At 54.3% G+C, this 10,817-nt stretch carries 13 protein-coding genes and 1 pseudogene; 6 read left to right on the top strand and 8 right to left on the bottom strand.

Annotated elements, in window-relative coordinates; translation table 11 throughout:
- Positions 1-22 precede the first annotated feature (22 nt).
- The gene (gene moaD, locus ABF287_RS09185; protein ID WP_347184723.1) at positions 23-271 is read left to right on the top strand and encodes a molybdopterin converting factor subunit 1; all 249 of its coding nucleotides are present in this window, start codon (positions 23-25) and stop codon (positions 269-271) included.
- Between the two features lie 3 nt (positions 272-274).
- Positions 275-718, top strand: a complete 444-nt coding sequence (locus ABF287_RS09190; protein ID WP_347184711.1) for a molybdenum cofactor biosynthesis protein MoaE — start codon at positions 275-277, stop codon at positions 716-718.
- 39 nt (positions 719-757) lie between these two features.
- On the opposite strand, the gene ABF287_RS09195 is transcribed toward ABF287_RS09190, so the two are convergent.
- From ABF287_RS09195 to ubiA, 3 genes are all read right to left on the bottom strand, one after another.
- Positions 758-1,084, bottom strand: a complete 327-nt coding sequence (locus tag ABF287_RS09195; RefSeq protein WP_347184712.1) for a hypothetical protein — start codon at positions 1,082-1,084, stop codon at positions 758-760.
- Position 1,085: 1 nt separating this feature from the next.
- A complete protein-coding gene (locus tag ABF287_RS09200) occupies positions 1,086-2,957 on the bottom strand; it encodes an OmpA family protein (RefSeq protein ID WP_347184713.1) in 1,872 nt (623 codons plus the stop codon).
- 63 nt (positions 2,958-3,020) lie between these two features.
- Complete coding sequence (gene ubiA, locus ABF287_RS09205; protein ID WP_347184714.1) at positions 3,021-4,001, bottom strand: 4-hydroxybenzoate octaprenyltransferase; 981 nt, start codon at positions 3,999-4,001, stop codon at positions 3,021-3,023.
- An 11-nt stretch (positions 4,002-4,012) separates the two neighbouring features.
- Here ubiA and ABF287_RS09210 point away from each other — a divergent pair, with 11 nt between their 5' ends.
- The 3 genes from ABF287_RS09210 to ABF287_RS09220 are packed head-to-tail and all read left to right on the top strand — an operon-like array spanning position 4,013 to position 6,674.
- On the top strand, positions 4,013-4,738 hold the full coding sequence (locus ABF287_RS09210; RefSeq protein WP_347184715.1) for a 16S rRNA (uracil(1498)-N(3))-methyltransferase: 726 nt from the start codon (positions 4,013-4,015) through the stop codon (positions 4,736-4,738).
- On the top strand, positions 4,735-5,244 hold the full coding sequence (locus ABF287_RS09215; RefSeq protein WP_347184716.1) for a hypothetical protein: 510 nt from the start codon (positions 4,735-4,737) through the stop codon (positions 5,242-5,244). Before ABF287_RS09210 ends, ABF287_RS09215 begins: the two co-directional genes overlap by 4 nt.
- A 59-nt stretch (positions 5,245-5,303) precedes the next feature.
- On the top strand, positions 5,304-6,674 hold the full coding sequence (locus ABF287_RS09220; protein ID WP_347184717.1) for a glutamate--cysteine ligase: 1,371 nt from the start codon (positions 5,304-5,306) through the stop codon (positions 6,672-6,674).
- Positions 6,675-6,740: 66 nt separating this feature from the next.
- On the opposite strand, the gene ABF287_RS09225 is transcribed toward ABF287_RS09220, so the two are convergent.
- The 5 genes from ABF287_RS09225 to ABF287_RS09245 are packed head-to-tail and all read right to left on the bottom strand — an operon-like array spanning position 6,741 to position 10,577.
- On the bottom strand, positions 6,741-7,115 hold the full coding sequence (locus ABF287_RS09225) for a DUF805 domain-containing protein (RefSeq protein WP_347184718.1): 375 nt from the start codon (positions 7,113-7,115) through the stop codon (positions 6,741-6,743).
- 10 nt (positions 7,116-7,125) lie between these two features.
- Positions 7,126-7,716: a glycerol-3-phosphate 1-O-acyltransferase PlsY gene (gene plsY, locus ABF287_RS09230; RefSeq protein ID WP_347184719.1), complete on the bottom strand. Its 591-nt coding sequence runs from the start codon at positions 7,714-7,716 to the stop codon at positions 7,126-7,128.
- Between the two features lie 26 nt (positions 7,717-7,742).
- Positions 7,743-9,017 (bottom strand): dihydroorotase, encoded by a 1,275-nt coding sequence (pyrC, locus tag ABF287_RS09235; RefSeq protein ID WP_347184720.1) that lies wholly within the window; start codon positions 9,015-9,017, stop codon positions 7,743-7,745.
- A gap of 52 nt (positions 9,018-9,069) precedes the next feature.
- Complete coding sequence (locus tag ABF287_RS09240) at positions 9,070-9,618, bottom strand: hypothetical protein (RefSeq protein ID WP_347184721.1); 549 nt, start codon at positions 9,616-9,618, stop codon at positions 9,070-9,072.
- Positions 9,615-10,577 (bottom strand): aspartate carbamoyltransferase catalytic subunit, encoded by a 963-nt coding sequence (locus tag ABF287_RS09245; RefSeq protein WP_347184722.1) that lies wholly within the window; start codon positions 10,575-10,577, stop codon positions 9,615-9,617. The genes ABF287_RS09240 and ABF287_RS09245 overlap by 4 nt, the downstream gene beginning before the upstream one ends.
- Before the next feature lie 133 nt (positions 10,578-10,710).
- Between ABF287_RS09245 and ABF287_RS09250 the strand changes: the two are divergent.
- Positions 10,711-10,817 (top strand): annotated as a pseudogene (locus ABF287_RS09250) (uracil-DNA glycosylase); the annotation flags it as partial.

Genomic DNA, 10,817 nt, shown 5'->3' on the forward strand with positions numbered 1-10,817 from the left:
CGTTTTTGAAAGAGGACGCATGATGATCAATGTCGTCTATTTCGCGTGGGTGCGTGAACGCATTGGTGTGCCCCAAGAGGATATCGAGACCTCTGCGGAAACTGTGATGGAATTGGTCGCCGAGCTGAAATCTCGCGAAGAACGCTATGATTTGGCCTTTTCAGATCTTGAAAGCTTGCGGGTGGCTTTGGACCAAGAGCTGTCGGACTTTGATGCACCGCTTGCGGGCGTGCGCGAAGTTGCGTTCTTCCCGCCGATGACAGGTGGATAGGTCATGAAAGTCAGCGTGCAATCCGAAGATTTCGACCTTGCATCTGAACTTGCGGGGTTTGGCCAAGCTGCGAACACTGGCGCGACGGTGACGTTTACAGGGCTTGTGCGCGACGATACCGGTCAGTTGGATTACATGGAAATCGAACACTATCCCGGCATGTGTGAAACCGCGATTGCCAAGATTGTTGATGACGCCGCCACGCGCTGGGCGCTTACCGATTTTTTGGTGATCCACCGCTATGGCAAGCTGCATGTCGGCACGCAAATCATGATGGTTGCAACGGCAGCGCGTCACCGCGCAGAGGCTTTTGAAGCTGCTGAATACCTCATGGACTACCTAAAATCCCGCGCACCCTTTTGGAAAAAAGAAGTCAGCAAAGATGGGACCAAAGCCGAATGGGTCGCCGCCAAAGACACTGACGAGGATGCGCTAGACCGCTGGTGAGCTTAGGCTTTTCCCAAAGACTTTTGGGTATCGTCCGGCTTATTCAGCGTTTTGGCGTTCGATGTAGGCGCGCAGTTCTTCGGCCTCGTGACGGGCTTCGCGCAAGCCTTCCATCGCAGCTTTGAGCTCCGCTTCGGTTTGGGCTTGTTGGTTTGTCATCTCAGATTCGCGCTGTTGGTAGTATGTGATGGCTTCGTCGCGTTGTTCTTCGGCATCGTGCATTTGCTGCGCCATTGTGTCGAGATCAGACATATCGCCATCGCCCACGCGTACAAACCGATGAACGGCCCAGTGAACAAACCAACCCATTGAAAACGCGATAAAAAGAACAATCGCTGTTGCGATTTTTAGTTCGAGTCCGTTCATTTTATTCCCCGTCTGTCTTTTCTGCGGCGTCGTCTTCCGCGTGGTTGTGTGGCTCGGTTTGTGTCTCTTCACCGATCAATTTGAATGCGATCCGGCGGTTGGCCTCGCGGCCCTCTTCCGTTTTGTTGTCGGCAATTGGTTCTGCTTCGCCGTAGCCTTTGGCCGAAAATCTTACACCAACAACACGCCGCGCAAGCAATGCATCCAGTACAGAGTTCGCTCGTGCTTGGCTCAACTGTTGGTTCATGGATTCACGCCCTTGGCTGTCCGTATGCCCGCCAATTTCCATTTTCACTTCTTCGCAGGCCTCAAGCGCTTTCGCGATGCGATCAAGCGTGTCATTGGCTGAATCGTCCACGTCGGTCGAGCCAGGTGCAAAGATAATCTTGCCACTGGATATGGCTTTGTTGGCGCTATCCACACATTCTTGCGGTGTCGGAATGTTCAGAACTGGGTCAAGCTTGCGATTGTACTTTACGTTGATATCGAAATCTTGCGCATCGCCAAGGCGCGACGAAAACAGCCGTGTAATTTCCGAATTGGCAGTTGGATCGCCGGTTTCACCGCGTACAGAAATTGTGTCTTCGGTGACCGTCACAGAGCCTTGCGTCAGGTTCCCTAACGCATCGATGGACGCCATAACGCGTGTGGACCAGTTGCGCGGAAGATCGGCATCAACGCGCATCGCTGAGTACACTGTTTGAGAGCCAAAGCGGGCCTCAGCAAGCGCTTCGGTTGCGATGCGGTTGCGTTCCGTCGTCACACGGCCGCGCAGTTGAACTTGACCTTCGGGAGATCTCAACACCACAAATTGCGGTTTTTCATCTTCGGTGTCGGTATCAGGGTTTGGCGGCGCGGTGGCGTGTAGAGAAAATGTGTCCGGCAAGGCTGCTTCCAATTCGCCCGCCACGCGGTCCAAGTCAGATGTGCTTGTGCCGATAGGGGCAATCAAAGACACATCGGCATCAGAAAACGTAATCGCCCCGCCGCCGAGGTCTTTCACCGCGCGCATGCCCGTTTCAACTGCGTTGGCCCATGATGTGGACGGCGCGCCAAGGCCGACAACGCAGCTTGGATCTTCGACGCCCATAGATTTTGCGGCCGCCAAAAGACGTGCGTGCCCTTGGGGTGTTTCCGCGGTGCAGGCGTCAAACCGCGCGCCTGTTTCGTCGATCAAAAAGCGGGCCGTAAAAGGCGTGATCACGGGGCGTGGCGAAGTGATGTTGATCAGCGTCATGACGCCAGACGGGGCATTCTCGCGCAAAGACCGTTCAAATTTGGCCTTTTGTTCTTTGCTATCGGCCAGCGCCGTGATGTCGACACGATCGGCGGACAGCGAAATTTTTGATCGCTGCAAATCGTCGATCGCATCGACGCCATATTTCATCACCGCATCCCAATTTTCTGGAACATCATAGTCAGCATCTTCAAGCAAATCGGCGACGGAGCCAGTGTTGCCAGCTTTTTTGAGTTTCGCGACAAAAGCATCTCGGTCCCATGTGCTTGGAACCAACCCGATCAGAGAAATGCCTTGGTCATTGCGCAACAGTTCGATGGAAAACCGCGGGGCCGGTGTTTCTTCCTTTTCGGCCGTTCCCATCACGTTCAACACGCGCGCGGCATCTACAACATGACCCGCTGCGCGTTGCGCTGCGAGTTGCGCTGCCTCATTCGGCGCGTCGCCCGTCAAAATAACCTGAAGCCCATCGGCTTCGACGCTGACCCATTCAAAGCCTTCAAGTTCCAGTTGTGCGGCAACGGCGCGCTGCGATTTATTTTGAATTGCGTTTGCACCGATTGAAGCCGCCACAAAAGACAGAATCGCGGCACCCAAAAAGGCACCAATGATTGGAAGTACTGAAGGTAGGCGCATGAGCTTCTGTCCGGTTTTATCGCATTTGGAGAATGTCTTAGGGTGTCTGGGCCTGCGCTGCAATCAAAGGAAGATGGATATGGCAAGAAACAGCGCAGCCAAAAGTCCCGTGTCGCGGTTTGAGCGGAACAGCATCATGCAGTTTTCTGGATCGTTAATGTCGAGCTTTCTCATTTGCCACTTCATATGTGCCCCCAGCGCACAAGCGCCACACACTGCAACCATCAAGGCCAAAGCCGATCTTCCGACGAGGGCTTCGATCACGGCGCCGGCAAACAAGATAATGGACACCGTGAGGAAACGTTTCAGCCAAGCGGCTGTGTTGTCGCCGAACAGTCGCGCGGTCGATTTGATGCCAATCATGGCGTCATCTTCTTTGTCTTGGTGCGCATAGATAGTGTCATAGAACAACGTCCAAGCGATGCCTGACAGGTACAAAAAGACCGGTGCTCCGGTCAATTTCCCAGCAACAGCGGCATAGGCTAAGAGCGCGCCCCAGTTGAAAGCGATGCCCAAAAACACCTGCGGCCACCATGTGAACCGTTTTGCGAAGGGGTAAATCGCGACGGGGATCAATGAGGCAATACCCAGTACAATCGCAAGTTTTCCAAAGCTGAGCAAAATAACGAAAGCAATCAGGCATTGCAGTGCCATCCATACGGCGGCTTGCTTGGTTGTGACTTGGCCAGACGGAATGGGGCGGCTTTTGGTACGCGCCACGGCGGCGTCGAAGTCGCGGTCTGTGATGTCGTTCCATGTGCAACCTGCGCCGCGCATCAACCACGCGCCCAAAGCGCAGCCGATCAGTATCCACGCGGTGCGCAATGTCAGTTCACCCGCAGCAGACGCTGCCAGCAACGCGCCCCACCAACAGGGCAACAGCAGCAGCCACGTTCCAATCGGCCGATCCGCCCGTGACAGGCGCAAATAGGGGCGTGTCCAACTTGGGGCGAGATGATCCACCCAATTGCCTTTAACGGCGTCGGCGACCTGACCTGACAATTCTTCGTCTTGCGGGTCTGGTGCTTGGGCTTTGTCGGTCATATGTATTGTCCATGGTTCAAGCTAAAGTCAGACTCTTTGTAGATCACCCTTTGACCGAAGGGCAAACTGTTCCCCTCAATAAGGACCAGTCCAATTACCTTTTTGCGGTCATGCGACTGAAAGAGGGCGCATTTGTCGCGCTGTTCAATGGTGTCGACGGTGAATACCAAGCCGAAGTCACTGCTGCGAACAAGCGCGGTGGTACGCTTCTTTGCCATGCGCAGAGTAAACCTTTGCAAATGCCGCCTGATCTTTGGCTGATTTTTGCGCCGATCAAAAAGGCGCGAACAGATTTCATCGTGGAAAAAGCGGCTGAAATGGGCGCGGCCAAGATTTTGCCCGTTAGCACCGATTTCACCAATTCCGAACGCATCCGCCAAGATCGCTTGCAAGCCCACGCTTTAGAGGCAGCCGAGCAATGTGGCGGCACATATGTGCCCGAAGTGACCGAGTTGCAAAAGCTCGATGCCTTGCTTGCTGGCTGGGACGAGAACCGCCAAATCATGTTTTGTGACGAAGCTCTGGTGGGCGCCGCCGAAGTGCTTGGCGCTGCATCGGGTGATAAGTGGGCGATTTTGATTGGTCCAGAGGGCGGGTTTTCTGAAGCTGAACGCAGCAAACTGCATGCCTTGCCATATGCGCACCCTGTGTCGCTGGGCCCTCGTATCTTGCGCGCTGACACGGCTGCCGTCGCAGCTTTGACTGTTTGGCAGCAACACTTGGGAGATTGGCAATGATCCGTCCCGAATTGCGCGCGCAAATCTGGAGCCTCCGCGAGGTCATTCTGGCCGCTGTCTTTGTGGCCTTGTGCCTGTGGTGGGCCAGCGCAAGTTTCGGCTTTATGCGTTGGGTTGGATACGGTGGTGCCGCTGTGTTCGTCATTTTGGCCTTTGCAGCCCTGCAACGCGCGCGCTTTGCCTCAAAGGGGCAGGGCATTGGCGTGGTCGAGGTGGACGAAGGCGTGGTGAGCTATCTCACCGCCTACACGGGTGGGCAAATTGAAATTGAAGCGATGACAGCGGTTTTACTGTTGCCCGCTGCCAAAGGCGAAGCGCATTGGCAATTGGAAGCACCGGGACAAATCCCCCTGACAATTCCATTGAATGCCGTTGATGCCGAAAAGTTGTTTGATGTTTTCGTGTCTTTGGATGGCATCGAGACCGAGAAAATGTTGAAACAAATCAAAGAATCGCCAAAATCGCCGGTGGTGGTATGGCGAAAACGCACACTTGCATTGCATTGACTTCACGGTCTGCTTCGAACAACTGTAAATTCCAAAATTAACTCCACCGGAGACCCAATATGTCCATTCCACAATCCGGCGGCGGCCTGATCGAAAGCTTTGATGATCTGATCAACTATTTTGCGAAGGGCAATAAGCCCAAGCAAGACTGGAAAATCGGCACAGAGCACGAGAAGTTCGGTTATTGCAAAGATAGCCTGCGCCCGATCCCTTATGAGGGTGAGCGCTCAATCCACGCGATCTTGGAAGGCCTGCAAAACCGGTATGAGTGGAACCCTGTGTTTGAGGGCGAGTATCTTATTGGCCTGACCAAAAACGGCGCCAATGTGTCGCTCGAACCTGGTGGTCAGCTTGAGCTGTCCGGCGCGCCTTTGGACAATATTCACCAGACCTGTGATGAGGTGCACGTACACCTGCACGAAGTTCAGACCGTGGCGGATGAAATCGGTGCAAAGTTCATTGGTTTGGGCGCTGCGCCGCATTGGACGCATGACGACATGCCGTTGATGCCCAAAGGGCGCTACAAATTGATGGATGCCTATATGGGCACCGTTGGCACCGCGGGCACACAGATGATGCGCCGGACCTGTACTGTTCAGGTGAACCTCGATTTCGCATCCGAGGCCGACATGGTGCAAAAGTTCCGTGTGGCTTTGGCCCTGCAGCCGATTGCCACTGCGCTGTTCGCCAACTCTCCCTTCTTTGAAGGCAAATTGAACGGTCACAAATCATGGCGGTCCCGCATTTGGCGTCACCTTGATGACAGTCGCACAGGGATGTTGCCGTTCGTATTCGAAGACGGGATGAGCTTCGAACGCTACGCAGATTTCGCACTCGATGTGCCGATGTATTTTGTCTACCGCGATGGCAAATACATTGACGCGCTGGGCATGTCTTTCCGCGACTTCCTAAAAGGCGAATTGCCAGCATTGCCAGGTGAAAAGCCAACCTTGTCGGATTGGGCCGATCATTTGACCACGATCTTCCCTGAGGCGCGGATTAAGCAATACATGGAAATGCGCGGCGCGGATGGTGGCCCTTGGCGTCGCTTGTGTGCGCTGCCTGCCTACTGGGTCGGCATGATGTACGACCAATCCGCACTAGATGCTGCTTGGGATGTTGCCAAAGATTGGACGCCTGAGTTCCGTGAGGAGCTGCGTGTTGCGGCCTCAATCGATGGTCTGCAAGCTGAAGTGCAGGGTGTCAAAATGATGGATCTTGCGCGCGAAACACTGGCCATTTCTGAAACGGGTCTTGTCGCCCGTGCACGCGAAGGCGCTGGTGGTTTGGTTGCAAATGAAACCCACTTCCTAAACGCCTTGAAAGAAAGCGTCGACTCCGGACAGGCGCCTGCGGACGAACTCATCGCGAAATTCAACGGCGAATGGAACGGGGACGCCACCCGCGTTTTCGACGAATATTCGTACTGATTGAAGGTTCTAAATGTTTAAAAGCCCCGCCAATTTGGTGGGGCTTTTGCGTTTTGGTGCGTTGAATTAGTCTACAATGTCAAATTCGCTGACGGTTTTCGCAGGTGCGCCAAACCGATTTTCGATGGTGCTGCCCTCTTTGGCGTACCAGATAATCACGATGATCCAGCCCACGACGGGAATAAGTCCGATCAGTTGCCACCAACCTGATTTGTCGATGTCATGCAAGCGACGTGCACTTACGGAAATGGTAGGAACCAAGACGGCCAAACTGTAAATCAAGGACAAAAGACCAAGACCCAGTGCACTGGTCACAACATCCACTACGATGGAACCCACGAAAACAACCAGCATAAACCACCAAAATTCGGAGCGACTGGCGCGGCCATTAAAATCCGCAAACTTGTTTATGCAAGTTTTGACTGAAGTTTGAATGTCCATAAACACCTCATTATTTTTTACCAATTTTCGTCTCTGAACCCGCAAACAGGCGCGAGATATTCTCACGGTGTTTATAAAAGATCAGCGCCGACAGTATGGCAACTAAAATCGTGCCGTGCAGATGGTAGAAATAAAGGGTGAAAAACGGCGCTAGCACCGCCGAAACCAATGCGGACAGGCTTGAGTAGCGGGTAACAACCGCCACCAAAAGCCACGTTGCACAGGCCGCCAATCCAACAGGAAGGGACAGGGCCAACAGCGTTCCTAGGAATGTGGCAACGCCTTTGCCGCCTTTGAATTTCAAAAATACTGGATACAGATGACCAAGCATCGCACAAAGTGCAGCGACACCAGCCGCGTCTTCGCCAACAAGTGCCCGCGCGATCAAAACGGCCGCCGCTCCTTTGCCGCTGTCGCCCAAAAGCGTTAAAAACGCCGCCAGTTTGTTGCCCGTGCGCAAAACATTAGTTGCGCCGATGTTGCCAGACCCAATGCTGCGTAAATCACCCAGACCAAAGAGTTTGGCCATCACAATGCCAAAAGGAATGGAGCCAAGAAGATAGGCGAGAACAGCAGTGAAGAGCAGCAAGAACATCGTCATGTGTGTATCCTGGTTTTGAAAGGGTGTTAGGCGTCAAACACGCGGGTGCCAGCGACCCATGTGCCTTTGACTTTGCCCTGCATACGCGCGCCGTCAAATGGGGTGTTTTTGGATTTTGAACGCAACTTGAACCGATCCAACACGAACGGGGCTTCAGGGTCGAACAGCACCAAATCCGCAGGTGCGCCAACACTCAGGCGTCCGCAATTCAAACCAAGCCGATTGGCAGGGTTCAAAGACATGGCTCGGAACAGTTCAGGCAGTGTTAGTTGGTCCGCATGAACCAAGCGCATCGCAGCGGGCAGCAATGTCTCAAGAGCAACTGCACCGGATGCGGCTTCTTCGAATGGCAGACGTTTGCTTTCTTCGTCTTGCGGCGTGTGCATCGATGAAATGATGTCGATCACGCCCGAGGCCACGGCAGCCACCATTGCCAAACGATCATCTTCGGACCGCAGAGGCGGCTTCACTTTGAAGAACGAGCGGTAATTGCCCACATCATATTCGTTCAGCGTGAGGTGGTGAATGGACACACCGGCAGTGACATCAAGTCCGTTCTTTTTGGCACGTTCCAGTGCTGGCAGGGCGCGCGCGGTGGACAATTGATCGAAATGGTATTTCACACCCGTCATTTCCACCATCGCAAGATCGCGGTCCACGGCCATGCGTTCGGCCATTGGCGAAACGGCAGGCAAGCCGCGCAACGAGGCAAATTTGCCAGAGGTCACTGCAGCCCCTTTGGACAACGTGGGTTCTTGCGGGTGGCCGATGATCAAAACGCCGAGCGACCGCGCGTAGGTCATGCAGCGCCCAAGTACTTTGGTGTTTTCAACCACATGATCACAATCGGTAAACGCGACGGCGCCCGCGTCTTTCATGAAGCCAATTTCAACCATTTCATGGCCCGCACGGTCTTTGGTCAGCGCGGACATGTGTTTGACGTTCACGATGGCATCCATCGCAGCGCGGCGTTCCACAAATTCTAGAACTTCCGGCGTATCAATCGCGCTCAGTGTATCTGGGCGCGTCACCATTGTGGTCACACCGCCCGCCGCCGCCGCACGACCGGCAGAAGCAAAGCTTTCCTTGTGACGTTCACCGGGTTCGGACACTTTCACGCCCAAATCGACTATTCCAGGGGCCAAGCATTTGCCGCCACAATCGATGGTCTCGGCTGATGCGTCTTGCGGCGCAGGTCCTGTGCCTGTGGCCACGATCACACCCTCATCGACATGCAGCCAGCCGAGCGTGTCGGTCAGTGTTTCGGGATCAATGAGACGAGCGTTGATAAACACGGTCATGAGTGGCCTCGTTGGCTAGAAGAATTCGAGAGTATTTGTTCGGCTGTGCGCATCATCCGGCCATCCAAACGAACAGCGCGACAAACACCGCAAGGAAGATCAACACATATGTCGCCACCATGCCGCCAATGCGTGCATCTGATTTCGGCGGCTTGCCCTGCGGCAGCTCGCCGACTGCGGCGTCGCTGGTCAGGGGCTCGAAGGTTGGCAATTCTGTCGCTTGATTGTAGCGCTCGACAAATGTGAGCGGCGCTTGCGGTGCAAAATGTGTCTGGCCGTTTTCAAGGCTTTGAGCAAAGACCAAAAGCACATGGCCTGAAAGCGCATCCAGCTTGGCGCCGTCATTGCCGACATCCAGCCCATTTGCGTCCGTTAAATAGTTGGAAAACCCAAAGGCCTTGAGCGCTTCCAGATCGAGCACTTCGACAAAATCGGAATCAGGAAACGGTGAAACGCCCAAGGCTGTCCCTAAAGGCCAGCTGTGTGTATCATCGCCAATGGTCTCATGTGCAAAGTCGTCGATGGCATCTGCGGGCAAATCAATGGAGAACAGCCAAACAGACCGATGCGGTGCCGCGCTTATGTTGAGCGGGTCACTCATGCCATCATGCCTTCGCCGGCTGCGGCTTTTTCCGCGCGCAGATTGCGCACCAGCAAATCCATCGCGGCCATACGCACCGCGACACCCATTTCAACTTGTTCTTGGATCACCGATCGGTTGATGTCGTCGGCGATGGTGCCGTCAATTTCTACGCCGCGGTTCATCGGACCAGGGTGCATAACAATCGCGTCGGGTTTGGCGTGCGCCAATTTGGCGGCATCCAAGCCATAGCGGTGGAAATATTCACGCTCAGAGGGGATAAAACCGCCATCCATGCGTTCTTTTTGCAGGCGAAGCATCATCACGACATCGACGTCTTTGAGACCTTCTTCCATGTCTTCGTAAACTTCGCAGCCCAGCTCGGTCATGCCAGACGGGATCAATGTCGGTGGACCAACAAGGCGCACGCGGTTTTCCATTTTCCCCAACAAGATCAAATTGGAACGCGCAACGCGCGAGTGCGCAATATCGCCACAAATCGCGATAGACAGACGATGCAAACGCCCCTTGGCGCGCCGAATGGTTAGCGCATCCAACAACGCCTGTGTCGGGTGTTCATGCCTGCCGTCGCCTGCGTTCAACACCGCGCAATTCACTTTTTCGGCCAGCAAATCCACAGCGCCCGAATGCGGATGTCGCACGACCAACAGGTCAGGGTGCATGGCATTGAGCGTCAGCGCCGTGTCGATCAGCGTTTCGCCTTTTTTGATAGACGAGGCCTGCATCGCCATGTTCATCACGTCCGCGCCCAAGCGTTTGCCTGCGAGCTCAAATGAGCTTTGCGTCCGTGTGGAGTTCTCAAAAAACATGTTGATTTGCGTCATTCCAGCCAAAGCATCTGAGTGCTTATTGGTTTGTCGGTTAAGATCAACATAGCTGTCAGCGACATTTAAAATCGTGGTGATTTCCGTCGGATGCAGGGGTTCGATGCCGAGAAGGTGTTTTTGCCGAAATGCCATGGTGCCCCCGTAAATGCTGCGCGACAATTTAAGGCCGCTGATCCGCTTATAGAAACTCCAAAGGGGTGCGGCAATGCTGCGTCGGTGCTTTCTTGTGATTTACCTTCTGCGAAAGGACGCGTACCCTATCTAAATGGAGACTCAGATCGATTATTGGGATGCGCATGCTCTGTTGGAGTGGCAAGTCGAGCTTGGCGTAAGCGAAGCCATCGGCGAAACACCTGTGAATCGCTACGAAGC

It is taken from the genome of Pacificibacter sp., from assembly GCF_039769035.1.
Classification (GTDB): domain Bacteria; phylum Pseudomonadota; class Alphaproteobacteria; order Rhodobacterales; family Rhodobacteraceae; genus Celeribacter.